The sequence below is a fragment of the Asticcacaulis sp. P4_H10 genome, assembly GCF_056400965.1.
In genome coordinates this window covers 244320-270164 of the sequence record NZ_JBFUKH010000006.1, presented here as the reverse complement: position 1 = coordinate 270164, position 25845 = coordinate 244320, and the positions used below count along the sequence as shown (strand labels likewise).

At 61.6% G+C, this 25845-nt stretch carries 20 protein-coding genes; 10 read left to right on the top strand and 10 right to left on the bottom strand.

Features of this window, described 5'->3' with window-relative positions; translation table 11 throughout:
* Positions 1 to 69: 69 nt before the first annotated feature.
* The 7 genes from AC1DON_RS13090 (at position 70) to AC1DON_RS13060 (ending at position 8408) form a co-directional block, all read left to right on the top strand.
* A complete protein-coding gene (locus AC1DON_RS13090) occupies positions 70 to 1548 on the top strand; it encodes a replicative DNA helicase (protein WP_476935241.1) in 1479 nt (492 codons plus the stop codon).
* A 32-nt stretch (positions 1549 to 1580) separates the two neighbouring features.
* Positions 1581 to 2642, top strand: a complete 1062-nt coding sequence (gene alr, locus AC1DON_RS13085; RefSeq protein WP_476935240.1) for an alanine racemase — start codon at positions 1581 to 1583, stop codon at positions 2640 to 2642.
* Positions 2643 to 2695: 53 nt separating this feature from the next.
* Positions 2696 to 4066 (top strand): DNA repair protein RadA, encoded by a 1371-nt coding sequence (gene radA, locus AC1DON_RS13080; protein WP_476935239.1) that lies wholly within the window; start codon positions 2696 to 2698, stop codon positions 4064 to 4066.
* A gap of 110 nt (positions 4067 to 4176) precedes the next feature.
* Positions 4177 to 4677 (top strand): CvpA family protein, encoded by a 501-nt coding sequence (locus AC1DON_RS13075; protein WP_476935238.1) that lies wholly within the window; start codon positions 4177 to 4179, stop codon positions 4675 to 4677.
* A gap of 55 nt (positions 4678 to 4732) precedes the next feature.
* Complete coding sequence (purF, locus tag AC1DON_RS13070) at positions 4733 to 6244, top strand: amidophosphoribosyltransferase (protein ID WP_476935237.1); 1512 nt, start codon at positions 4733 to 4735, stop codon at positions 6242 to 6244.
* Positions 6245 to 6256: 12 nt separating this feature from the next.
* Entirely contained in the window at positions 6257 to 6991 is a 735-nt protein-coding gene (locus AC1DON_RS13065; protein ID WP_476935236.1) for an SDR family NAD(P)-dependent oxidoreductase, read from the top strand.
* 76 nt (positions 6992 to 7067) lie between these two features.
* A complete protein-coding gene (locus tag AC1DON_RS13060; RefSeq protein ID WP_476935235.1) occupies positions 7068 to 8408 on the top strand; it encodes an aminotransferase class III-fold pyridoxal phosphate-dependent enzyme in 1341 nt (446 codons plus the stop codon).
* Here the strand turns inward: AC1DON_RS13060 and AC1DON_RS13055 are convergent.
* The 7 genes from AC1DON_RS13055 to AC1DON_RS13025 all read right to left on the bottom strand — a co-directional run bounded on the left by AC1DON_RS13055 (position 8403) and on the right by AC1DON_RS13025 (position 18217).
* Positions 8403 to 8870 (bottom strand): GNAT family N-acetyltransferase, encoded by a 468-nt coding sequence (locus AC1DON_RS13055; protein ID WP_476935234.1) that lies wholly within the window; start codon positions 8868 to 8870, stop codon positions 8403 to 8405. The two genes, AC1DON_RS13060 and AC1DON_RS13055, sit on opposite strands and share 6 nt — an antisense overlap.
* 6 nt (positions 8871 to 8876) lie before the next feature.
* Positions 8877 to 10484 carry a ribosome biogenesis GTPase Der gene (gene der / locus AC1DON_RS13050; protein ID WP_476935233.1) on the bottom strand — a complete coding sequence of 536 codons (1608 nt, stop codon included), beginning with the start codon at positions 10482 to 10484 and terminating at the stop codon, positions 8877 to 8879.
* Between the two features lie 109 nt (positions 10485 to 10593).
* On the bottom strand, positions 10594 to 11316 hold the full coding sequence (locus tag AC1DON_RS13045; protein WP_476935232.1) for a hypothetical protein: 723 nt from the start codon (positions 11314 to 11316) through the stop codon (positions 10594 to 10596).
* A gap of 114 nt (positions 11317 to 11430) precedes the next feature.
* Entirely contained in the window at positions 11431 to 12285 is an 855-nt protein-coding gene (locus tag AC1DON_RS13040) for an OmpA family protein (protein WP_476935231.1), read from the bottom strand.
* 173 nt (positions 12286 to 12458) lie between these two features.
* The gene (gene ppdK, locus AC1DON_RS13035; RefSeq protein ID WP_476935230.1) at positions 12459 to 15125 is read right to left on the bottom strand and encodes a pyruvate, phosphate dikinase; all 2667 of its coding nucleotides are present in this window, start codon (positions 15123 to 15125) and stop codon (positions 12459 to 12461) included.
* A 110-nt stretch (positions 15126 to 15235) separates the two neighbouring features.
* Positions 15236 to 17296, bottom strand: coding sequence for a glycine--tRNA ligase subunit beta (glyS, locus tag AC1DON_RS13030; protein WP_476935229.1), 2061 nt, complete (start codon positions 17294 to 17296; stop codon positions 15236 to 15238).
* Between the two features lie 3 nt (positions 17297 to 17299).
* Positions 17300 to 18217, bottom strand: a complete 918-nt coding sequence (locus tag AC1DON_RS13025; RefSeq protein ID WP_476935228.1) for a glycine--tRNA ligase subunit alpha — start codon at positions 18215 to 18217, stop codon at positions 17300 to 17302.
* A 310-nt stretch (positions 18218 to 18527) separates the two neighbouring features.
* Between AC1DON_RS13025 and AC1DON_RS13020 the strand changes: the two genes are divergently transcribed.
* A complete protein-coding gene (locus tag AC1DON_RS13020) occupies positions 18528 to 19841 on the top strand; it encodes an AmpG family muropeptide MFS transporter (protein ID WP_476935227.1) in 1314 nt (437 codons plus the stop codon).
* Between the two features lie 89 nt (positions 19842 to 19930).
* Positions 19931 to 20344 carry a DUF6157 family protein gene (locus AC1DON_RS13015; RefSeq protein WP_476935226.1) on the top strand — a complete coding sequence of 138 codons (414 nt, stop codon included), beginning with the start codon at positions 19931 to 19933 and terminating at the stop codon, positions 20342 to 20344.
* On the opposite strand, the gene AC1DON_RS13010 is transcribed toward AC1DON_RS13015, so the two are convergent.
* From AC1DON_RS13010 to AC1DON_RS13000, 3 genes are all read right to left on the bottom strand, one after another.
* Positions 20341 to 21261, bottom strand: coding sequence for a 4-(cytidine 5'-diphospho)-2-C-methyl-D-erythritol kinase (locus AC1DON_RS13010; protein WP_476935225.1), 921 nt, complete (start codon positions 21259 to 21261; stop codon positions 20341 to 20343). The two genes, AC1DON_RS13015 and AC1DON_RS13010, sit on opposite strands and share 4 nt — an antisense overlap.
* Positions 21258 to 23039, bottom strand: coding sequence for a tetratricopeptide repeat protein (locus AC1DON_RS13005; protein WP_476935224.1), 1782 nt, complete (start codon positions 23037 to 23039; stop codon positions 21258 to 21260). Before AC1DON_RS13005 ends, AC1DON_RS13010 begins: the two co-directional genes overlap by 4 nt.
* Positions 23040 to 23102: 63 nt before the next feature.
* A complete protein-coding gene (locus tag AC1DON_RS13000) occupies positions 23103 to 24794 on the bottom strand; it encodes an electron transfer flavoprotein-ubiquinone oxidoreductase (protein ID WP_476935223.1) in 1692 nt (563 codons plus the stop codon).
* Between the two features lie 109 nt (positions 24795 to 24903).
* Between AC1DON_RS13000 and AC1DON_RS12995 the strand changes: the two genes are divergently transcribed.
* Positions 24904 to 25734: a uracil-DNA glycosylase gene (locus tag AC1DON_RS12995; RefSeq protein WP_476935222.1), complete on the top strand. Its 831-nt coding sequence runs from the start codon at positions 24904 to 24906 to the stop codon at positions 25732 to 25734.
* The last annotated feature ends 111 nt before the right edge of the window (positions 25735 to 25845 follow it).

The window sequence follows — 25845 nt, the reverse complement described above, 5'->3', positions numbered from 1 at the left end:
ATGTGGACGGCGTTAATTTGGCCCGTTACGACGCTTTGCTTTCCTGCTTTAAGTCTTTAGATGCCCACCATGCTCGACGCCCCCCTCCCCCTGTCCTCGATGGACGCCGCCCCCGCTTCGCTTCCTCATAACCTGGAGGCGGAACAGGCCCTGCTCGGCTGCCTGATGTTCGACAACGGCGCCTATGAACGGCTGTACGATGGCCTGGCAGCGCGCCACTTTTACGAACCCTTCCACCAGCGGCTGTTCACGACGATCGAAGAGCAGATCCGCATCGGCCATCTGGCCGAACCCATTGTTCTGCTCGACAAATTCAAGTCCGACCAGGCCTTCCAGGACCTGGGCGGTATCCGCTACTTCGCCGACCTGGTCGATCGCGCACCTCCGGCGGCCAATGCCAACGACTATGCCCGCGTTATCTACGAACTGGCCATCCGCCGCGAACTGATCCGGCTGGGCGGTGAAATCGCCAAGGCAGCCCATGGGGAAATGGGCGCGCGCGAACAGATCGAGGTCGCTGAAGCGCAGCTGTTTTCCATGGCCGAGACCGGTTCGAATTCCACCGGCTTCGTCCCCTTCTCCGAAGCCGTCTCGGGCGCCCTGCACCTGGCCGAAGAAGCCTTCCACCGCGACGGCGGCCTGTCGGGCATTTCGACGGGCCTGGCCGACCTCGACAAGCAGATGGGCGGCCTGCACAAGTCCGACCTGCTGATCCTGGCCGGCCGTCCGTCGATGGGTAAGACGGCCCTGGCGACCAATATCGCCATGAATATCGCCAAGGCCTATGCCTATGAGCCGCAGCCCGACGGCACACGCAAGACGGTCAGCGGTGGCGTCGTCGCCTTCTATTCGCTCGAAATGTCTGCGGACCAGTTGGCCGCGCGTCTTCTCGCCGATGCTTCAAGCGTCGCCTCGGACAAGATGCGTAAGGGCGAAATCGATGCCAGCGAATTCATGCGCCTGAAAGAGGCCGCCATGGAGATCGCCGCCTCGCCGCTCTATATCGACGACACCGGCGGCCTGTCCCTGGCCAAGCTGACCGCGCGGGCGCGACGCCTCAAGCGCACATCGGGCCTCGACTGTATCATCGTCGACTACCTTCAGCTCGTCACCATCGGCGACGGCTCGAACATGAACCGCGTCCAGGAAGTCTCGACTATCACCATGGGACTGAAATCGCTGGCCAAGGAACTGGCCGTACCGGTCATCGCCCTGTCACAGCTGTCGCGTCAGGTCGAAAGCCGCGACGACAAACGCCCCCAGTTGTCTGACCTGCGTGAATCGGGCTCGATCGAGCAGGACGCCGATATCGTGATGTTCGTGTATCGCGAAAGCTACTATCTCGGCCGGGCCGAACCGCGGGAAGGTACCGAGGAACACCTGAAGTGGCAGGAGGACATGGACCGCACGCGCGGCACCGCCGAAGTCATTATCGGCAAGCAGCGTCACGGTCCTATCGGCACGGTGCGCGTCTCGTTCGAAGAAAACTTCACCCGCTTCGGCAATTTGGCGAACCCGGAACGCTACAACGATTACGATCGCGAATAGGTTTTCGGCTCCCATTGTGTTAGCGGAATCCCATGCTTTCCGACTCTCCGACCGCGCGTCTCGATATCGACCTGAGTGCCCTGCTTGCCAATTATCGCACGCTGCAAAAGCGCGCGGGTAGCGCCGAGGTCGCGCCGGTCGTCAAGGCCGACGCCTACGGCCTGGGCTGCGCCGGCGTAGCGCCGCATCTGGTCAAGCATGGGGCGCAAACCTTTTTCGTCGCCCGCCTGGAAGAAGGCATTGCCCTGCGCGGCATTCTGGCCGGCGGCCCGGTCATCTATGTCCTCGACGGCCTCAGCGATCCGGTCGCCTTTGCCGTCCACGATCTGCGGCCCGTTTTGAACACCCCGGCTCAGTATCAACAGTGGATTTCCGGCCCGGTCGGTATCAAGGCCGCCCTGCACGTCGACACGGGCATGAACCGGTTGGGTATCCGCCCCGACGAGGTCGCGGCGCTACCCGATCGCGGCGGGCACAACCTGACCCTGGTCATGAGCCATCTGGCGTGCGGCGATGAAGCCGGCCACCCGATGAATGCGCAACAGTTGACAGCCTTCCGCGAAGTGACCGCACAGTTCCCCAGCGTACCCGCATCCCTGGCCAACAGCGCCGGCCACTTCCTGGGCGCCGACTTTTGCCTGGACGTGACGCGTCCCGGCATATGCCTTTATGGCGGCGGACCGTTCGGCCAGGCCACACCGCATCTGCGCGCCGTCGCCACCCTGTCAGCGCGCGTCCTCCAGGTCCGTGACGTCCGCGCCAGTGAGACCATCGGCTATGGCGCGACCTTCGCCGCCAAGTCGGACATGCGCGTCGCCACTCTAGGCATTGGTTACGCCGATGGCCTGATGCGCAGTTTTGCCCGCAAGGGATTTGCCCACGTCGCGCACCAGCGGCAACCATTGACAGGCCGCATTTCGATGGACCTGTGCAGCCTCGACGTCACCGGGCTCGACGTCATGACGGATGACTGGGTCGAGATCCTGGGGCCGAAGCAGAATATCGATGAAGTCGCCGACCTGTCCGGCACCATCGCCTACGAATTGCTGACGCGCATCGCAGGCCGCGTTCCGCGCCGCTACCTTTGGTCTTGACAGACTGGCCGAACCGGAACATATGCAGAACATAAATCTGCGAAAGACCATCCATGGCCCGTGACCACATCTCCTACGTCTGCCAATCGTGCGGCAGCGTCCACAGCAAGTGGAGCGGCCAGTGCACCGGGTGCAATGCCTGGAACACGCTGGTCCAGGAGACGTTTTCGACTCCGCCGGGCGGTCTGAAGCCTGAATCTGGCAAAATCTCCCGCCTGAACAAGCTGCAATTCGAAACGCTTGACAGCGTGGATGAAGCCCCTGCCCGCATGATCACCGGCATTTCTGAGTTCGATCGCGTCTGCGGCGGCGGTGTCGTGCCGGGCTCGGCCATACTGATCGCCGGTGACCCCGGCGTCGGCAAATCAACATTGCTGCTGCAGGTGACGGCCAGCGCCGCTAACCAGGGCCTGCGCATCGCCTATATTTCCGGTGAAGAAGCCGTCGAACAGATCCGGGGCCGCGCCGCCCGCATGGGACTGTCGAAGGCGCCGGTCGACCTGGCCGCCGAAACCGGCCTGCGCGCCATCCTCGAAGCCCTGAAGCGCGAACAGTTCGACCTGGTCGTCATCGATTCGATCCAGACCCTGTGGAGCGACGCCGTCGAAGCCGCGCAAGGGTCGGTATCGCAGGTGCGCGCCTGCGCCGGCGAACTGGTGCGTCTGGCCAAGAAGAAGGGCACTTCGGTCATTCTGGTTGGGCACGTCACCAAGGAAGGCCAGATCGCTGGACCGCGCGTCGTCGAGCACATGGTCGACGCCGTCCTGTCGTTCGAAGGCGAGCGCGGCTATCCGTTTCGCATCCTGCGCGGCACCAAGAATCGCTTTGGCGCTACCGACGAGATCGGTGTCTTCGAAATGGGCGATTCGGGTCTGCGCGAAGTGCCGAACCCATCCGCCCTGTTCCTCGGCGACCGCAGTGAGCGCGCCTCGGGCTCGGCAGTGTTCGCCGGTATCGAAGGCTCGCGTCCGGTGCTGGTCGAAGTCCAGGCGCTTGTGGCGCCTTCGGCCTATGGCACGCCGCGCCGCGCTGTCGTCGGCTGGGATTCGGGCCGCCTGGCCATGATCCTGGCGGTACTTGAAGCACGCTGCGGCGTCGCCTTCGGCCAGAAGGACGTCTATCTCAATGTCGCGGGCGGCATGCGCATCTCTGAGCCCGCCGCCGACCTATGCGCCGCCATGGCGCTCATTTCGGCCCTGACGGATACGCCCCTGCCGCGCGACTGCGTTGTTTTCGGCGAAATCAGCCTGTCGGGTGATGTCCGTACCGTCAGCCGTACCGAGGGCCGTCTAAAGGAGGCGCTCAAGCTCGGCTTCTCAAGCGCGGTAACCGCTCAGAATGCAATGGAGAACCCGCCATTGAAGATCCACGGATTCAATAGTTTGTCGGAAGCAATTTCGGGATTGCTCCCGGTCGACGCCTGATCACCCGGCAACCGAAAAGGTTAACGCGTGTTGTTAATTCGAGGGATCGATGATATCTACAAAGCCTATGAAGCGGCGGGCGGACCGCCGGTGATCAGGGGGCGTTCACAGTGGAATTCTACGATTTCATCTTTCTGGCTTTGCTAGCCGTTTTCGGCCTTTATGGCTTCTCGACCGGCGCCCTGCGCCAGATTGTCAACCTGGCTGCCTTCTTTATCGCCATTCCTCTGGCGGTGATGTCCAAGAGCTTCCTGCAGAAGGCCTTCCATCTCGACGACCTGACCGGCTATATCGCTGCCTTTATCGTCTTTATCATCCTGTTCATGGGCCTGCGCTACCTTGGTCAGGCCCTGTCGGACAAGCTGCATAAGCAAAAGGGACTCGGCAATGTCGACCGTGGCCTGGGCGTCCTGATCGGACTCCTCTGGACACTGATGATTATTGGCTTTTTCCATTTGATTTTTTCCGCCGTCACACCTATTCAGCGCCAGCCGAAGTGGTTCGTCAACGCCAAGGTCTATCCCTTGAGCGTTCGGTCGGCCCAGATGATCAAGGCCGTACTTCCGAAAGGCACCGACGCCGTCGATGACGTGCCGGGAGTGGAAAAGTAAGACTCTGTCCCTATATGTGTAGGACAGTTCTTTCGCGTTTTTGAAAAGAGAAGCCATGCTGCCTGCACAGCTTGACCTGTCCGACCTCATCGATACTCAACAGGTGTCCCGCGACATCGAAGACGACAGGCCCCGCCTTGAATGCGGGGTCTTCGGTATTTACGGCATGGCAGACGCCAGCGCCGTAACGGTCCTAGGTATGCACGCACTCCAGCACCGCGGCCAGGAAGCCTGCGGTCTGGCCAGCTGCGATGGCCGCCGCTTCTATATCGAGCGCGAACACGGCCTTGTCGGCGACGTCTTTACAGGCGCCGACTTGACCAAACGCCTGCAAGGCAACGCCGCCATAGGCCATACGCGCTACTCGACAGCCGGCGGGTCGTTTATCCGCAATGTCCAGCCGATGTTCGCCGATCTCGACCAGGGCGGCATCGCCATTGCCCACAACGGCAATCTCACCAATTTCATGCACCTGCGGACGAAGCTCGTCGCCGAAGGGTCCATCTTCCAGTCGACCTCCGATTCGGAGGTCATTTTGCATCTGATCGCCCGTTCGCGCGGCCTGAAGATCATCGATCGCTTCATGGAAGCCATGCAGAACCTCGAAGGCGGTTTCGCCCTCGTCGCCCTGACGCGCAAGATGCTGATCGGCGCCCGTGACCCGCTGGGTATCCGTCCGCTGGTGATCGGCAAGCTGGGCACCTCCTACGTCCTCGCCTCGGAAACCTGCGCGCTCGACATGATCGGTGCGACCTTTGTCCGCGACGTCGAACACGGCGAAGTCGTCCAGATCGACGAGAACGGCCTGAAGTCGTTCAAGCCGTTCGACAGCCGCCCGGCGCGCCCCTGCCTGTTCGAATATGTCTATTTCGCCCGCCCCGACAGCGTCGTGAACGGCAAGTCGATCTACGAAGTCCGCAAGGCCATGGGCCGCCAACTGGCGCTCGAGCATCCGGCCGACGCCGACATCATCGTACCGGTGCCGGATTCGGGCGTTCCCGCCTCGCTCGGCTTCTCGGAACAATCGGGTCTGCCGTTTGAACTGGGCATCATCCGCAACCACTATGTCGGCCGGACCTTCATCCAGCCGACCCAGAACATCCGCGACTTAGGCGTGCGCAAGAAGCACTCACCCAACCGCGTCGTTCTGGAAGGCAAGCGCGTCATTCTGATCGATGACTCGATCGTGCGCGGCACGACCTCGGTCAAGATCGTCCGCATGGTCCGCGAAGCCGGCGCCAAGGAAGTCCACCTGCGTTCGGCCAGCCCGCCGATCATGTGGCCGGACTTCTACGGCATCGACATGCCGGACCGCGACAAGCTGATGGCCGCCAACCACAGCCTGGACGAAATGCGCCAGATGCTGGAATGCGACAGCCTTGGCTTCCTGTCGGTCGATGGCCTGTACAAGGCGATGGGTCACAACCGCCGCGATCCGGACTGCCCGCAATTCACCGACCACTATTTCACCGGCGACTATCCGACGCGCCTTACCGACCGTGAAAACGCGCTCGATGACGCGGAATCGCCCGGACATCAATTGTCGCTGCTGGCCAGCGCGAACTAAGAGATTGCCTGAATGACATCGCAAACCGGCCGCATCGCCCTCGTAACCGGCGCATCGCGTGGTATTGGCCGCGCCTGCGCTCTGGGTCTCGCCAAGGCCGGCGCCCAGGTCATTGCTTGCGCCCGCTCCAAGGCCAGCCTTGAGGACCTGGACGACGAGATCTTCGCCGCGACCGGTCAGCACGCCACGCTGATCCCGTTCGACCTTACCGATGGCGATGCCTGCGACCGTCTGGCGGCGGCGCTTTATGAGCGCTTCGGCCGCATCGACACCCTGGTCCACGCCGCCGGTCTGCTGGGCACGCTGTCGCCCGTCACGCATCACGAGCCCAAGGACTTCGACAAGATCCTCGCCATCAATCTGACCGCGTCGTGGCGTTTGATGCGCGCGCTGGAGCTGCTGCTGCGTCAATCCGAGGCCGGCCGCGCCGTGTTCTTTACCACCGGACAGGGTGTCACCCACGGCCGCGCCTTCTGGGGCCCTTACGGCGCTGCCAAGGCGGCGCTGGAAACGCTGGTTCGCGCCTGGAATGACGAGCTGGAAATCACCAATGTCCGCGCGGCGCTCCTGAGCCCCGGCCCGGTGCGCACGCGTATGCGTGCATCCGCCTTCCCTGGCGAAGACCCGATGTCGATCCCGCATCCGGACGAAATCGTGCCCCTGATGCTCGAGTTGGCCGATCCGGCGCAGAAGCCTCCCGGCGACGTGGTCGATTTCCGCGACTGGACCAAGGCGCGGGCCTCTTAAATCAATTTGCACAATACCGCAGCCAAATTGAGCAAATTTTCTTTCAATTTGTAATTTTTGATACTAACCTCGGGACATGACTGCTCATGCCCCTCGCCCCGTCTTCCCCGGTCCACTCAGCGCCGCCATGCTCGACGAACTGTCGACCTATGTCATCGCTGAACCCTATCCGTTTGTCGTCGATCTTGAACAGTCGAAGGGTTTAGAACTGGCGACCGTTGACGGTGAGCGGCTGTGCGACTGGACCGGCCTCTACGGCTCGCGGCTGCTGGGCTACAACCACTCGCGCCTTTATGAAGCCGACTATATGCGCCGGTTGGTCACGGCCGCCAACACCAAGATGGCCAATCCGGATTTCCTGACGCCGCAGTGCCTGGCCTATTACCGCCTGCTGCATCGCCTGGCGCCGAAATGCATGACCAAGAGCGGCCGCGTCGAGGTCTACGCCGTCAATTCCGGCGCCGAAGCGGTTGAGAACATGATGAAATATCTCATCAATCTCCACCACCACAAACAAAAGGCGCGCGGAAATGCGGTATTAAACCACCGCTTCATCTATTTTGACCAGGCCTTTCATGGCCGCACGGTCTACACGCTCAACATAACCAAGCTTGCCAACGATCCCGTCGCTACGCGCGATTTCCAGGGCCTGATACAGGGCAATCTGCAGGTCCCGTTCCCGGGTGTCGATACGCGCCGCAGCCACGCCGAAAACCTGGCGGCGGTCGATCAGGCCTTGTCGAACCTCGACTTCCTGATGCGCCAGCACAGCGATGAAATCGCCGGTGTGATCCTGGAACCACTGCAAGGCGCCGGTGGCCATCGTCTGGCCATGCCGGAATTCTACCGTGGACTATCGGAGCTATGCCACAGATACGATATCGGCTGGGGCCTGGACGAGGTTCAGACCTCGGGTGGCCAGACCGGCGAGGTCTTCGCCATCGACCTGTTCGACGTCCCCTACCCGCCGCATGCGGTGGCGACCGCGAAAAAGTTCGGCAATGGCGTCGTCTACATGCTCAATTCGATGCAGGATATCGGCGTGCTCGACTCGACCTGGGGAGGCGCGCTGGCCGACATGGTCCGCTTCGTCGAGGAATGGCAGATCGTCGAGGATGAGGCCCTGCTTGGGGCCGTTCCGGTCAAGACCGCCTATCTGATCGACGGCATGACGGCGTTGACGGGTCAGTTCCCGGACAAGATCGGCAATGTCCGGGGCTTAGGCCTCTATCAGGGCTTCACCGTCTTTGGTGCCGGCAACAAGGCGCGCCTGGTCGATCTGGCGCTGGAGACGGAAAACCTGATCCTGCTTGGCGCAGGCACCGACAGCATTCGCTTCCGCCCGCCGCTCGACGTCACAACGACCGATATCGATGAGATGCTGGCCCGCCTCGGCCGGGTGCTGGAACGGCTATAGCACGCGTTCGAAGTAGCCGACCGTCTTGCCATTCGCCAGCCGCTGCTCGCCGGCGGGCGCAAACCCCAGCGCCGTGTGAAAGGCGACCGAGCGGGGATTGGGTGGGTCGATATTGATCTCACAGACAATGCGATCAAAGCCTAAAGAACGCGCCTCATCCATGGCATGCGCATAAAGCTGGCTGCCCAGTCCACGGCCTTGCGCGGTTGCAGCCACCACGACACGATCGACGTACAAAAACCGTTTGCGGCGCGCCTTCCACCACAGGAAGTTCGGGCTGTCGTAATCGGCGTCCTGATCCAGCACCAGCACGAAGGCGTCCTCAGGCGTGGCGAACACCGCCACGCGCGCCTGAGCAACCAGACGCGACCAGTCGCCAGCCTCAAGATGCGAGGTCTCGGCCGCAAACGCGTTGTTGAGCGCCCGGACCGCTTCGTTATCCGGCAACAGCGGGCTCAGCATGCGGTATTAGCGCTTCCTGCCGCCGGGCTTGCCCGAACGACCACCGGGACCGGCAGCCCCCGGCTTGGTGCTCGGACCAGCGGGACGCGCACGGAAGCTCTTGGCCTTGGCGGCTTCGGCCCGCGGCTTGGCCTTGACCTTGGCGGCGGCAGGTTCGGCGCCCTTCGGCTTTTGACGGACGCGGTTCGGGTGCGCCGGCTTGGCGCCCGGCTTGGATTTCGGCTTGGCGCGGATGCGCGGCGGACCAGCGCCTGGCTCGCCCTCGACGAAGGGATTGGCGTTGGCCTTGACCGTTACGCGGATCGGCACGCCCGGAAGATCAAACGATTCCCGTATCGAGTTGATAAGATAGCGGCGATAGTGGTCCGGCATGGCGTAGGCGCGCGACGCGAACAGCACGAACGTTGGCGGCCTTGCCTTGATTTGCGCCATATATTTCGGCTTGATGCGCTTGCCGTCAACGGCAGGGGGCGGATGCCTCTGCACCGCCAAGGCCAGCCAGTCGTTGAGATCGCGAGTCTTCACCTTGGCCGACCAGTTGCGGTGGACCTTCAGGACAGCCGGCATCAAGCGATCAACGCCCCGGCCGGTCGCGCCCGACAGGGTAATCAGTTGCGTGCCCTTCAACTGCGGCAGCATGCGTTCGGACGTCTCGAGAATTTCCGCCAGACGGGCGTGCGGCGCCTCGACCAGGTCCCACTTGGAAATGGCGTAAATCAGGGCGCGGCCTTCGCGTTCGACCAGGTCGGCGATCTGCAGGTCCTGGGTCTCGAACGCATTGGCTTCGTCCATCACCAGTACGACGACCTCGGCGAAAGTGATGGCGCGGATGGTATCGGCGGTCGAAAGCTTCTCCAGCTTTTCCTGCACGCGCGCCTTGCGGCGCAGGCCGGCGGTATCGACCAGGCGGATCTGACGGCCGTCATATTCCCATTCAACGGCAATGGAGTCGCGCGTAATGCCGGCTTCGGGACCGGTCAGAAGCCGGTCTTCGCCCAACATCTTGTTGATCAGGGTCGACTTGCCGGCATTGGGGCGACCGATAATGGCGATGCGGATCGGCTTGGTGTCGTCGTCTTCGTCGCCCTCTTCGTCATCGGCGATAAAGTCGCCTTCGACCAGTTGGCGATACCGTTCTGCGGCCTCGTAAAGCTCCGACATGCCCTCGCCGTGTTCCGCTGACAGGTGCAGCGGCTCGCCAAAGCCCAGGACACGCGCTTCTTCTGCGGTCGCGGCGGCCTGATAACCCTCCGCCTTGTTGGCGATCAGGATGACAGGCGTATCGCTGCGGCGCAGGATATCGGCGAAGATGCGGTCAAGCGCGGTAACGCCTTCGCGGGCATCGACGACGAAGAAGGCAACATCGCATTCCACGATGGCCTTTTCGGTCTGGCGGCGCATCCGCGACTCGAGGCTTTCGTCATCGAGGTCTTCGAAACCAGCAGTGTCGATGAGCTCGAGGTCAATGTCCCCCAAACGGCCGGTCGCATAGCGGCGGTCACGCGTGACCCCGGGCCGGTCATCAACGATGGCCAGTTTCTTGCCCGCGAGGCGATTGAACAGGGTCGATTTGCCGACATTGGGCCGGCCGACTATGGCTACTTTTAAAGGCATCCGCGCCTTATACCGAAAATGGCGCGGATATCCAGCCTTTAGGCTTTTATCGCAACGTTAAGCCAAAAACCGCTGCACACTTTGGGCACATTGCTTCTGCGTGAAACGCCTAGATGCGCTTTGACAGCTTGGCGGCCTGCGACATCCAGTTTTCGCGCACGATGCGCTTGGGGAAGCGGATGCGGTTGGACACCCAGGCGACATTTTCCGGCGTCCACGAAGCGATCTGCCAGTAGTGGTAGATGCCGAGTTCGTTCAGTTCCTGCTGGTTGCCCGGCCCGACGCCCGAAATGACGGTCAGGTCATCGATGCCGCCACGCGGTCCGTCGAGACGCATGGGCTCAAGGCCGGAACCCGCTTGCTGGACGGCAGCTTCGACGCTGTCCGGCGTCATCGAGGCCAGGCTGGAAACGCGGCCTTGCAGATTGGTGTCAAGAAAGTCGGCGTGCGGATGGATGCGCAGGGTCGATGTATCGACACGCGGCGTGAATTCCGGCGGCGCATAGGCGGGCTTGGTGACGTCGGCATGCCGTGTTTCTGCAAGGCGGGGCTCGATGCGGAGGACATCCGCCGAATGCGCCTCACGGGGCGCCGATACAACACCCGAGGTGAACTGTTCGGCGGCCTTGGCGACGTCATAATGCACAACATCGGCAGGCGTTGCGCGCGCCGGAGCCGCTACAGCACCGCCTTCGATGACCTCAAAATTGTCGAATGCGCTTACGCGCCTGGCGGCAGGTTTGCGCTTGCCGGCGACCAGCCAGCCGATGATCGCGAAGACCCCGAAGGCTGCGACCAGTAGCATGATCGATTGCAACGTCATGTTCAGCATGGAGGCGTCCCTTAACCCAGTTTACGCGCGAAGAAGCCGGTCAGAAGACCAAGGCCGGCGGCGCCCAGCAACAGCCAGCGCAGTTCGAAGATCAGATGCAGCATGGCCCTCTCCTTATCCCGCCGTTACATGGAAGGTGACGCGGCGGTTGGCCGCGCGGCCCTCCGGCGTCGCATTGTCGGCCACAGGCTGCCCGCCACCATAGCCGGCAGCCGAAACCCGGTCTTCGGGCAGGCCGCGCGAGATCAGCGCCGAAGCGGCCGCCTGGGCGCGCGACTTGGAAATCAGCTGGTTGGCGACCGCGTCGCCGGCGTTGTCGGTATAGGCTGCGACCTCAAGCTTCAGTTCGGCCGGGCACGACGCCATCGTCTTGTAGACGTCATCAAGGACGACCTGGCTTTCAGGGGTCAGCTCGTAACTACCGAAGACGTAGCTCAGCTTGCGGGTGCCCATGGCCGCCAGGATGCGTTCTTCGCAACCTTGCGCCACGTTGGAACTGATTGGCACGGCGCCGCTGCCGGCGACCGCTGGACGGCTGGCGGAAACCGTGTCGATCGTCGTCGCGCTTTCGCCGCTGACGGTGAACGGCGCGGCTCCTGCGGCCATCATGGGCGCGGCATCGGCCGCGGCCACGGCGCGCGGCGTGCCTTCCAGCACCTTGCCGACATGAATGTCGGTGACCAGGCGGGCATATTGGCCGGCGGGGATATTCGAGCTGTCGATGGCGGCTATGGCCTTTTCGGCGTCTTTCAGCTTGCGGGCGGAGTCGGGATCATTGTCCATGGCCGTCAGGGTAACGGTTTGACCGTCAACCGTGGCACGAACGTCGTCGAGGCCTTTATCGGCAAGGGTGCGCGAAACCTTTTCGCGGACGCCCGTCTCGACGCCCGGCAGGGTCTGGTAAAGTCCAACCGCGCCCAGGGCCACCAGCCCCGTAACGCCCACCATCCAAATGGCTCCGGCCTTCATAAGACACCCCTCGTTTTTTGTCTTAACGATTTGTATCGCGTTTAACTGCGTCAGACAACCAGTGCGAACACCTCACAGGCGAGATTTCTTAACCATTCGGAAATGCAAAGGCCGGGGTGTGGCATGACGCCCTCACCCCGGCCCTGACAGTTTGGCCAGATTGTACCTAAAGCCTACTTCGCCGCGGCAATCGCCGCTTGCGCCGCCGCCAGACGCGCCACCGGGACGCGATAGGGCGAGCACGACACGTAGGCCAGGCCGATCTTGTGGCAGAAGGCGATCGACGCCGGGTCGCCGCCATGTTCGCCGCAAATACCAAGCTTGATATCGGGGCGCGTGGACTTGCCCTTGGCGGTGGCGATCTCGATCAGGGCGCCGACGCCTTCCTGGTCCAGGCTGACGAACGGGTCTTTCTCGAAGATGCCCTTTTCGATGTACGGGTTCAGGAACCTCCCCGAGTCGTCACGGCTGATGCCGTAGGTCGTCTGGGTCAGGTCGTTGGTGCCGAACGAGAAGAACTCGGCCGATTGCGCCAGTTTGTCGGCCAGCAGGGCTGCGCGCGGCAGTTCGATCATGGTGCCGGTCTTGTAGGCGACCTCACGGCCGGCCTTGGCAAAGACCGCCTTGGCAATCGCGTGGGTCATCTCCGACAGCTTGGCCATTTCCTGTGACGTGGCCACCAGCGGGTGCATGATTTCCGGGATCGGGTTACCGCCGGCGGCAGCGACTTCAACGACGGCCTCGAAGATCGCCGTCAGTTGCGACTCGTAGATTTCCGGGAAGGTGATGCCAAGGCGGCAGCCGCGCCAGCCCAGCATCGGGTTGGCTTCGCTGAGTTCCTTGGTGCGCTTGTACAGCTTGTCGGCGCCGACACCTGTGCTTTCGGCCACATGCTTCACGTCTTCTTCCGAATGGGGAAGGAATTCGTGTAACGGCGGGTCGAGCAGGCGTACCGTCACCGGCAGGCCGTCCATGATCTTGAACAGTTCGACGAAATCCGCCTTTTGCATCGGCTGGATCTTGGCCAGCGCCTTGCGGCGGCCGGCTTCGTCGTCAGCCAGGATCATTTCGCGGACGGCGGTGATACGCTCATCATCGAAGAACATGTGCTCGGTGCGGCACAGGCCGATACCCTTGGCGCCAAAGCCAAGCGCGGTGCGGGCATCCGAAGGCGTTTCGGCATTGGTGCGGACTTCCAGGCGCTTGAACTCATCCGCCCAGGCCATGACCTGGTGGAAGTCTTCCGAGAAATCGGGCTCGATCATCCGGACCGCGCCCTTGATGATTTCGCCGGTCGAGCCATCGAGCGTGATGACCTCGCCGTGGCGGAAGGTCTGGCCGCGTGCGACGAATTCACCGCGATCGGAATAGATCTGCATCTCGCCGGCGCCGGAAACGCACGGACGGCCCATGCCGCGAGCGACGACCGCCGCGTGGCTGGTCATGCCGCCGCGCGCCGTGACGATGGCCTTGGCGGCGTGCATGCCGTGGATGTCCTCGGGCGAGGTTTCATCGCGGACCAGGATGACGTCTTCGCCGGCGGCTGCGAGACGGACGGCATCGTCAGCCGTGAAGACGATCTTGCCGCAAGCCGCGCCCGGCGATGCCGGCAGGCCCTTGGCGACGACGATCTTCTCGGCCTTGGGGTCGAGCATCGGGTGCAGAAGCTGGTCAAGGCTGCCCGGGTCGAGGCGCATCAGCGCTTCTTGGGGCGTAATCAGGCCTTCCTTGGCCATATCGACAGCGATCTTCAACGCGGCCTTGGAGGTGCGCTTGGCGTTGCGAGTCTGGAGCATGTAGAGCTTACCCTGCTCTACGGTGAACTCCACGTCCTGCACATCGCGGTAATGGTTCTCCAGCTTATCGACGGTCGTCTTGAACTGCGCGAATACGTCCGGCAGCGACTCTTCCATCGACGGCGAACGCTCGCCCATTTCTTCACGGGCCTTGCGCGTCAGGGCCTGCGGCGTGCGGATACCCGCCACCACGTCTTCGCCCTGGGCGTTCAGCAGGAATTCGCCATAGAGGTCGCCATCACCGGTCGACGGGTTGCGCGTAAACGCCACGCCAGTTGCCGAGGTCAGGCCCATATTGCCGAATACCATCGATTGGATATTCACGGCTGTGCCCCAGTCTTCGGGGATGTCGTGCATCTTGCGATAGAACTTGGCGCGGTCGTTCATCCACGATCCGAAGACGGCCTTTACGGCGCCCCAGAGCTGGTCTTTCGGATCCTGCGGGAAGTCGCGGCCCAGTTCATTGCGAACCATCGCCTTGTAGTCGGCGATGATGCGTTCCCAGTCCTTGGCCTGGATGTCGGTGTCGACGCTGATGCCCAGACGATCCTTATGGTCGTCCAGAATGTCTTCGAAAGTATGGTGCGAGACGTTCAGCACCACATTCGAATACATGGTGATAAAACGGCGGTAGCAGTCGAGCGCAAAGCGCCGGTCGCCGGTCAGCTCGGCCAGGCCATCGACCGTGGCGTCGTTGAGACCGAGGTTCAGGACCGTGTCCATCATGCCCGGCATCGAGGCGCGCGCTCCAGAGCGCACAGAGACCAACAACGGATTTTTCACGTCGCCAAAGCCCTTGCCAGTGACCTTTTCAAGGCTGGCCAGGTTGGTCTCGACCTCGTCGATCAGGCCCTCGGGCAACTGAGCGTCGTTGCGAAAATAGTGGACGCAGGCTTCGGTCGTTATGGTGAACCCCGCAGGAACCGGCAGGTTCAGCGACGACATCTCAGCGAGATTCGCGCCTTTACCGCCCAGCAGTTCCTTCATGGTGGCATCGCCATCCGCCTTCCCCGCCTGAAAGGCATAGACCCAGTGCTTTGTCATGAAACTTTCCCTCTTCACTGACAGCGTTTTGGTTAGGTACGCTTGGTCGAAAACTAGCTGTTTTGTTTATAAGTTTTCGATTACTTCACGCCCGGGCACTTGGGACGTGATTACGCTATACGACTCAAATCCGCGATATCTTCGGACAGAGCACAGACTTGACCGAGGACTTTCAAACGATTGGCCCTCACAGCCGCATCGTCCGCATTGACCAGGACTCCATCTAGGAATGCATCGACATTTTGCCGCAATGCAGCAACGCTTAGCAAGGCCTCATATATATTTTCTGCATTAAGCAGTTTTTCGACCACGCCTTGTTGTGTTTTCAACTGTTGAATCAAGGCGATTTCGACGTCCGGGGCACCTGCAAGAACCTCGGCTTCACCTTGCGGCAAGACGCCCTTCCTGGCTTCGGCGGCCAGGATATTGGCCGCACGCTTGTGCGCCGCCAAAGCGTCCTGGCCCTGTGGCATCTGCAGAACGCGATCGAGCGCGTCGATACGGCCGACAACCCTGACCATATCGTCGTCCTTGTTAGCCAGGACAGCGTCGATGACTTCGTGATTACGGCCGTCTTCGCGCAGTTGCACCTTCAGGCGATCGGTAAAGAAGTCGAGGATTTCCGCAGTTACATCAGCGGCCTGACGGACGCCTTGCGGGCCCGCGCCGACATTGGCGAACCAGGCTTCGACCAGCGCCTTCATCGACAGTCGGACATCGTGTTCGCGCAGGATACGCAGAATACCGAGCGCCGAACGGCGCAGGGCATAGGGGTCTTTCGATCCCGTCGGCTTTTCGTCGATGGCAAAGAAACCGACCAGCGTGTCGATCTTGTCGGCCAGGGCGACAGTCGCGCTAACGGCACCTTCGGGCATAGTATCACCCGGTCCCTGCGGCTTGTAATGCTCGCGGATCGCGTTGGCGATATCGGCCGGAAGCTTTGCAGCGTCAGCGTAATATCCGCCCATAACCCCTTGAAGTTCCGGGAATTCCCCGACCATCTTTGACGCCAGATCGGCCTTGGCCAGACGCGCGGCCTCACCCGCTACGGCTGGATCGGCCTTGAGCAGCGGCGCGATGTATTTCGCCAAAGCGGTGATGCGTTCGACACGCTGCGCCATGGTGCCCAGCTTGACGTGGAAGGTGGTGCCCTTCAGGCGTTCCAGCCAGCCATCGAAATTGCCGGCCTTGTTGTCCTCGGTCCAGAAGAAGACGCCGTCCGACAGACGCGCCGACAGCACCTTGGCGTTGCCGCGCTTGATCTCTTCGCCGCCGTCGACCGCCTTGGTATTGGCGACGATAACGAAGTGCGCCGCCATCTTGCCGGTCGCCTTGTCACGCACCGCAAAGTACTTCTGGTGCGTGCGCATCGAGGTCTTGATGACTTCCGGCGGCAGAGTCAGGAAACGCGGATCCATATCGCCCAGGATCGGCACCGGCCATTCGTTCAGGCCAGCCACTTCTTCCAGCAAGCCCTGATCGTCCATCAGTTCACAGCCGGCGGCTTCGCAAACGGCGCGCGCCTTGTCGAGAATGACGGCCTGGCGCTCGGCATGATCGAGAATGACAGAATTGTCCGCCAAGCCCTTCTGATAGCTGGCGAAATCGCTGACAGCGAAAGGCTCGCCCGAGCTGAGATAGCGATGTCCGACCGTCTGATTGCCGGCGACAAGGCCTTCGAGTTCAAACGAAATGACACTCCCATCGAACAGGAACAGAATGCGCTTCAACGGGCGCACCCAGCGGAAGCTGGACGTGCCCGAACGCATCGACTTCGGCCACGGGAAGGCCAGGATGACTTCCATCAGCATTCCGGCCAGGCTATCGGCGGTCTTGCGGCCCGGCTTTTCGATCCGCGCCAGCCATACGCCGTTTTCCAGCGTCAACTGGTCCTGCGTCAGGCCGACCTTGCGCAGGAAACCGGCCATGGCCTGTTCCGGCGCGCCGTCTTTGGGTCCCTTGACCTCTTCGGTGACGGCAGCGGTCTCGACCGGCAGGCCATCGACGACCAGCGCCAGACGGCGCGGACCGACATAGGCCTTGATGGCGTCATAGGTCAGGCCGGATGCGGTCAGCTTGGCGCCGAACAGGCGCTCGAAATCGCGCGCCGCGCCCAGTTGCATACGGGCGGGGATTTCTTCGGATTGCAGTTCGATCAATAATTGCGGCATATTTTATTGCCCTACCACTTCGTTGTTTGAGGGCATGCGCGCTTCTTCCTGACGCGCCCATTCCTGGGCACAGGCCTTACAGAGGTCGCGGATACGGCCGATATAGGATTGCCGTTCGGCGACGGCGATGGCGCCGCGGGCGTCCATCAGGTTGAACAGGTGCGAGGCCTTCAAGACGTGGTCATAGGCCGGCAGGACCAGGGCTTGGCCCTGCGGTCCCGTCATGCCCAGCAGGCGCGACACTTCGCGCTCCATGTCCTCAAAACGGCGCTTCAGGCCGTCTACGTCATAGCCGCTAAAGTTGGCAGCCGAGTGCTGGCGCTCGTTTTCCAGGAAGACCTCACCATAGGTGACGCCGGCCTTGTTGAACTTCAGGTCGTAGACGTTGTCGACGTTCTGCAGGTACATGCACAGGCGCTCCAGACCATAGGTCAACTCGCCCGACACGACGTCGACCTCGATACCGCCAACGCCCTGGAAGTAGGTGTACTGGGTGACTTCCATGCCGTCGCACCACACTTCCCAGCCGAGGCCCCAGGCGCCGACCGTCGGGTTTTCCCAGTCGTCCTCGACAAAGCGGATGTCGTGCAAGGAGGTATCAAGCCCGATGGCCTTCAGCGAGCCGAGGTAGAGTTCCTGAAGGTTTTCCGGATTGGGCTTCAGGATGACCTGGTACTGATAATAGTGCTGGAGGCGGTTCGGGTTTTCACCGTAGCGGCCGTCAACCGGGCGGCGCGACGGCTGGACATAGGCGCACTTCCACGGCTTGCGACCCAGCGCCCGCAGGACGGTCGCCGGATGCAGCGTACCCGCGCCGACCTCGATATCATAGGGCTGGAGGATGACGCAGCCCTGTTCGGACCAGTAGTGGTGAAGCGTCAGGATCAGGTCCTGAAACGATAGGGGTTCTTGAGAAGCCATAGCCGAAAATATGCCCGAAAATTTGGCCCGGACCATACTGACGCCCGCCTGCCCCCGCAAGCCCAAACCCTAGAAAAAATTAGCGCTTTGGCTGTTTAAGAGGCCCCACCACCACATCTCACTCACTACGTTCGTTCGTGCGGTCCCCCTCCCCAAATCTATGGATTTGGGGAGGCAGAAGCATAGGGCAAGCATTCATCGTTTATACCTGCCTCCCCAAATCCAATAGATTTGGGGAGGGGGACCATGAGCGAAGCGAGTGGTGGTGGGGTCTCTTTGCGGCACCACAAGAATCGGCTGACATACCAAAATGGTCGACGCCGATGTCAAACCTTCGCTGGAAACCCGCCTGCGCCACGTCGCTGACGCGCTGCGCAAACCGCAGTCGTGGATATTGCTGGGGCTCGGCTTTTCGTGCGCCCTGCCCTTCCTGCTGGTCGGCGGCACCCTGGCCTTCTGGTTAAGAGCCGAGCACATCACCCTGACGGTTATCGGTTTTTCGACATGGGTTAGCCTGCTCTACGGCTTCAAGTTCGTTTGGGCGCCGTGGATGGACAAGGTCCGCCTGCCCCTGCTCTATAGGTGCCTCGGCCAGCGCCGGTCGTGGATGCTGCTGAGCCAGTTCGGTATCGCCATCGGCTTGATCGCAATGGCAATGATTAGTCCAAAGCAACTGACGGCCTTTCTGACCGCCGCCGTTTTTGTCGCCTTCGCCGCTGCGTCGCAGGAAATCGCCGTCGATGCCTGGCGGGTTGAACAGACCACCGACGAAGCGACGCAAGCCGTCAACCCAAGCCTTTATGCCTTCGGCTTCCGCGCCGGCATCCTCGTCACCGACTCGCTTATTCTCGTGATCTCAAAGCGCGCCGGGTGGCCCTTTGCCTACACGGGTATCGCTGCCCTCCTGGTCATCGGGGTCGCAGCGACGCTGTTCGCGCACCGGACAGAAATCGAAACGCATTTGAAGGCGCAAGCACGGTCGTTCAAGGCGATTATCGTCGATCCCTTCGTCAGCTTCTTCCAGGAACACAAGGGCACGGCAGGCCTTATCCTGGCTACCCTGGCGCTTTACCGCCTGCCCGACTACCTCACCAGCCTGGCGCCGGCCATGTATCAGGACACGGGTCTCGACTCCGACGCCATCGCCGCCATGCGCGCCAGCGTCGGGCTATGGGCCTCGCTGGCCGGCATAGCCGCCGGCGGCTCCTGTCTGCTGTTTCTGGGCCTGCAACGCACCTTTATCCTCGGCGCCCTGATCGGTCCGGTGTCGAACCTGTGCTTTGCCTGGATGTCGGTGTCGCACGGCTCCCTGGGCGTCTTCGCCTTTACCCTGGTCGCCGACAACTTTTCCAACGGCATCGCCGAAACCGCTTTGGTCGCTTTTATGACGCGCATGACCGGCCGCGACCATACCCTGACGCACTACGCACTGATGTACAGCGTCGCCGCCCTCACGGGTAAATTCCTCAAGGGCTTCAACGGCCAGATCGTCGATTCCCTCACACCCTCCCTTGGTCTGTTCGACGCCTACTCGACCTTCTTTATGGGCACTGCCGTTATCGCCATACCGTGTCTAATCCTGTGCTGGACGATTCGCCAAAAAGGCGTATTCTCGTCACGTTAAGCCTACGCATTCGTATCGTATTTTTATTCTGCCCAGCATTAGCCTTCGCTTATGTTTCAGGGACTTAAAATACATTCGGGGGTCACCGCATGACGATCGCGAATACCTTCATCACCATCGCCGACGACAGTCCGGCCACCATGAGCACGGTGCCGCCGCAAAAGAGCGATGTGCGGACCATTGCCCGCCTGCACTACGATCTGCTGAGCGAGCATCCGTACGAGTTCGATCTCGACAGCTTCAATTTCGAAGTCTACTGCCTGAAAAACCACATTGACCCGGAGCACCGCGACGCCCATCGCGCCGAGTTCTTCTCCAAGGGCCATCCGTGCATGCGCGCCTCGCCCCTGACCAAGAGCCACGGTTTCGGGGCGCACTACAACGGCAACGGAAAGATCGCTATTTACCCTGTTGATTCCGTCGCTTATCGAAAATTTCTCAACGATCCCGACATCAAGGTCGAAAAGGCAATGCGTACCAAGCGCGCCTCAATGGCGGCCTAGCTTAAGGTACAGGCCTGGACCCAGGCCTTTGGCCACGTTTTGCGCAAATGCCCAGCCAGCAGTGACGCGTCGTCGGCAGTGTCGCACAGGGCGAAACAAGTTGCCCCGGAACCAGACATTCTGGCAAAACGCGTTTGCGGTTCGGCGCGAAGCGATGCAAGCACATCCCCAATAACCGGCTTGAGCGCGACAGCAGGCGTCTCCAGGTCGTTGCGTGTCATCGCTAAATATTCGATCACATCCTTGGCCGGCCATTTGCCGCCGACGGTCATGAACATGTTGTGTCGCTCGCCCAACATCTCGGCAGGAATAATGCCCTCCCCATGCCATCGGGTATGCATAGGCAGGTGGATTCCTGCAGAGTCGTAGGCACGGAAGACTTCCGGTGTCGGACACTCAACACCCGGATTGATCAGAACACATGGCAGAGACGGCAGGACTATTGGACTGAGTTTTTCACCGTAGCCTTCGGCTATGCAGGCCTTGGACCACAGGCACATGACACCGTCAGCACCTGTCCGTGCGGCGATAGCCGCGAGAGATTTGTCCGTTATCTTGGATTCCGCCCCCCGCAGCAGGCGTAGAATGGCGCCAGCATCTGCACTGCCGCCCCCTATTCCCGACGCCAGGGGCAAATTCTTGGTCAAGCGGTAACCGAAAGCTTTGCCCGGTTTGCCCGTTTCCGCCTCGAAGAGACGGACAGCCTTCATGACCAGATTGTCTTCTCCGGTGCTCAAGCCTTCAGCAAAAGGGCCATCGATTTCGAAACGCCCCTTACCACCCGGAATAAGTTGCAGTTCATCGCCAATGTCCGCGAACGCCACCAGACTGCGCAGGGGATGGTAGCCGCGCGCATCAGGCGCGGCCACGTGCAGATACAGATTGACCTTGGCAGGCGCCAGTCGTCTCAAAGTCACTGGGCTTTAGTCTTGTCGGCCTTGTCATTGAAGGCGGTCTCGGACTTAGCGCCGGCGGCTGGCTGGGAAATGCCGACGCTGGTCGGCGCCTTGTCCTTGCTGGCGTCAAGCTTGGCGCGCACCGATATCGTGCTCTTTTGCGTTGCATCGAGCGTCAGTACACGCTGCCACTCATAACGTGCTTCGGTCTTACGGCCCAAAGCCAGATAGACATCGCCCAGGTGCTCATTGATCTCGGGATCGGATGGATCCATCTGGACGGCCTGTTCGACATAGTTGAGCGCCTGCTCATAGTCGCCGAGCTTATAGTAACCCCAGCCGAGCGAATCGACGATAGCGCCGGAACGCGGGCTCAGTGCCATGGCTTGGCGAACCAGTTCCATGCCTTCTTTGACCTTCAGGTCGCGGCTGATCCAGCCATAGCCGATGAAATTCAGGATTTCCGGCCGGTCACCCGCCAAGGCGCGCGCCTTGGTGATGGCGGCTTCGGCAGCGTTCCAGTTGTCGAGCGAGTCGCTCACCACGGCCTGGATGAACCAGGCCTGCCAAGTGAAGTCGTCATTGCCGGCGCGCGTCGTGCGGTCATTCAGGACCTTAAGCGCTTCTGTGTCCTTGCCCTGAGCGTGCAGGATATCGGCCTTTTCGGCGACAAAGGCGATGTCGTCGGGCGATCCCGCCAGAACCTGGTCGACCAGGGCCAGGGCTTCGTCGTTTTCGTTGCGGGCGCGCAAGGACCAGGCCCGGCGCAGGGTGGCTTCGCCGGCATAAGGGGATCCGGCTGTGACACCTGCCCAGGCGGTTTCAGCAGCCGCCGAATCCTTCAGGTCCTGATTGATCTGGCCCAGGAAGATGCGGGCGCGGTCCGACGTCGCATCGAGATAGAGCGACAAGCGCAGTGACGCCAGGGCCATTTCGCTGTCGCGATCGCTGGAATAGAGCGTCGCCGACAACAGCAGGGCCTGGGCCATGCTGGTCTTGAGGTCGGGCAAGGGCGTCGGCTTGGCGCCTGGCGTATCGAGACGCACCAGCGACTGACGCGACACCGGGTCGCCCGAGGACTCGGCCATCGCCTTCCAGACGATACGGGCCTCGTCCTTGCGGCCCTGGCGCTCCAGGAAGCCGGCATAGTCGGGGCCGAAGACGAAACTGGCCGCGCCCGGTTGATAGAGCGAGGCATAGAGGGCGTCGGCATCCTTGATGCGGCCCTTCATCTCATAGAGGCGCGCACGCTCGGCCTTGATCAGATAGACCAGCAACCGGCCACGATCGCTGGCGTTCAGCGCCGCATCGCCGGATTCGTCGAAAGCCGCCTTCCAGTCGCCATTCATCGCCTGGACGTAGGGACGCAGCAGCGAAGCCGTCTTCTCGTCGCTCTCGGCTTTCAGTACAGCGTCCAGGGCCTTAATGGCCACTGCCGGCTTATTGACCTTTACGGCTGTGGTTGCGGTCACCAGACCGCCCATCAGGCGACTGACACCCGTGGTGCCTTGCGGCGTGATGGTCTGGGCCTTGTCGATATCGCCGTTGAGGATCGCGACCAGGAAAGCTTTTTCGCGCAGGTCGGCTTCGGCCGGATCGCCGGCGGATGCCGAGGTCAGCGAGCGCGAGGCCGTGCCGACGTCGCCCATGGCCATGGCGTAGCGCCCAACCAGGAAGTTTCCATAGGAGTCCTGTGCTGCCTGCTGTGGAGCCGCCGTTGCGGACGTCGCCAGCACGACAGACACCAAAGCCATCCCGATAACAGCCGGGGCCGTCGAACCTACCAAACGCTTTTTCACTACGTAGTCCTGCCTAAGATAATGACGCCCACATCACCCAACAGCAAAACCTTTAACGCATCTTTACATGTTTGGATAGTTCGGACCGCCGCCGCCTTCGGGCGTCACCCAGACGATGTTGTTTGTCGGGTCCTTGATGTCGCAGGTTTTGCAGTGCACGCAGTTCTGGGCGTTGATCTGCAAGCGTGGCTCACGGTTTTCCAGGCCAACGATCTCATAGACACCGGCCGGGCAATAGCGCTGGGCAGGCTCCGCGTACTTGGCGAAGTTGATGTCGATGGGGATATGCGGGTCCTTCAATTTCAGGTGAACGGGCTGGTCTTCCTCGTGATTGGTGGCCGAGATGAACACCGAGGACAGCCGGTCGAAAGTCAGGACGCCGTCATATTTGGGATAGGTGATCGGCTTGCACTCTGCCGCCGGCCGGATCGACTGGGCGTCGTTCTTGCCATGCTTGAGTGCGCCGGTGCCGGTAAACAGGCTGAAACCGCCGAGGATATTGGTCACCGTCATCTCAATGCCGCCGATCAGCGTGCCCAGCGTCGTGCCAAAGCGCGTCAGGATCGGCTTGACGTTGCGGACGAGGCGCAGTTCCTTTTTGATGTCGGAATGGTCGTAGGCCGTCTGATAAGCTTCGAGCACACGCGGCGGTTCACCTGAATGAATGGCCTTGAACGCCGCATCGGCGGCCAGGATGCCGCTCTTGATGGCGTTGTGGCTGCCCTTGATGCGCGGCACATTGACGAAGCCGGCCGAGCAACCGATCAGCGCGCCGCCCGGGAAGACCAGGCGCGGCACGGACTGATAGCCGCCTTCGTTGATGGCGCGGGCGCCGTAGGCGACGCGTGTCGCGCCTTCCAGGGTTTCGCGCACGACCGGGTGGGTCTTGAAGCGCTGGAACTCATCGAACGGGGACAGGTACGGGTTCTTGTAGTTCAGATGGACCACATAGCCGACCGACACATAGTGGTCGCCAAAGTGGTACATGAAGGATCCGCCGCCAGTCTTGTCATCGAGCGGCCAGCCAAGCGTGTGCTGGACCAGGCCCGGCTTGAAGTTCTTGGCAGGAACCTTCCATAACTCCTTGATACCAATGCCATATTTCTGCACGTCGCAATGGGCGTCAAGCTCGAACTTGCGGATGACCTCGCCCGACAGCGAGCCGCGCACGCCCTCGGCAAAGAAGGTGTACTTGGCGCGCAGTTCCAGGCCCGGCTGATAATCCGGCTTGTGATGGCCATCGCGTGCCACGCCGAAGACGCCTGCGACGACGCCCGCCACGCCGCCATCGGCGTCGTAGAGGACTTCCGAACAGGCCATGCCGGGATAGATTTCGACGCCCAGGCCTTCGGCCTGCTCGGCCAGCCAACGGCAGAGATTGCCAAGGCTGCCGACATAGCAGCCGTGATTATCCATATAGGCCGGCTTGGGCAGCCAGGAGACATCGAGCGCACCCTGGGGGCCCAGATAGATAAACTTGTCTTCGGTGACGGGCGTGTCCAAAGGGGCCCCCATCTCCTTCCAGTTCGGGAAAAGCTTGCTGAGGCCCGACGGGTCAAAGACAGCGCCCGAAAGGATATGCGCGCCGATTTCCGAGCCTTTTTCCAGCACGGCGACAGTGATCTCGGCGCCGGTCTTTGCAGCCTGCTGCTTGAGCCGGATAGCCGCCGACAACCCTGCCGGGCCGCCGCCGACGATGACCACATCGTATTCCATCGCGTCGCGCTCGATATCCTGCCCGGACGTGTCCGCCATGACCTGCTTCTCTCTCGTCTCGAGGCGATACGCGCCTCTTTGCATTGAACTGGGCGCAAGAAGTGCCTATGAGTGACCCTCGCCCGTACCCTGTCAGGTTCCCCGCTTCATGATCTTCCCCGACGATCTCCGCAAAGAGATGGAAAGCTATCTCGGCTTTCTGGCGGACCATGAGCTGGACGACCTGTATGAAGCCGAACCTCTTAATCGGACTCTCCAGGAAAGCAAAACGCAAATTCAGCGTGCCGCAGGGGCAGTTGTGCAATTCCCCGTGACACCGCAGCAGGGCGGTCACACCAGCAACAATCTACGCCCGCAAAGCCTTGCCAATCTTGATATTGGCGCTGTCCTGCACGACGCCAGGCAGCGCGCCGCGGCCGTCCGGTCCCTGGACAGCCTGTACGCCGAGCTGGAAGGCTTTCAGCAGATGCCGATGCGCCACGAAGGCGGGCGCCAAATCGTGCGCTTTCGCGGCGCGGAACAAGCTGAGCTTCTGATCGTCGGAGAAATTCCGGACGCGGAAGAAGATTCGTCGGGGCAGGCCTTCGCCGGCAAGCCCGGTGCGCTGATCGATGCGGCGCTCAAGGCGGCCGGCCTGACGGACAAGACCATGCTGGCGCCGTGCGTCTTCTGGCGGACAGCCGGTGGGCGGCCTTTGACCGATGAGGATCAGGCCCTCAATGCGCCGTTTATCCACGCCTTGGTCCGCGTTGCGGCGCCAAAGGCCATCCTGCTACTCGGCGCATCGGCGGTGACCAGCGTTCTGAATCTGGACCAGCCCCTGTCGAAATTGCGCGGCCGCGTCGTCAGCTATACGGAAAACGGCAGCAATATTCCTCTGGTGGCCAGTTACTCACCGGCCTTTGTCCTGCGCCAGCCCGCCTGCAAGGCTTTTTTGTGGCGCGACATACTGCAAGTTGTTGGAAAAGCACAACTTTAGAACCGCTCAAGCGGTTGTGATACTGCAAGGCAATAAAGTGTGTTGTTTGTGATGACCTGTCACGAATAAGTTTTCAATGCGCTTGAGGCACCGAACACGGTTGCCATGGCG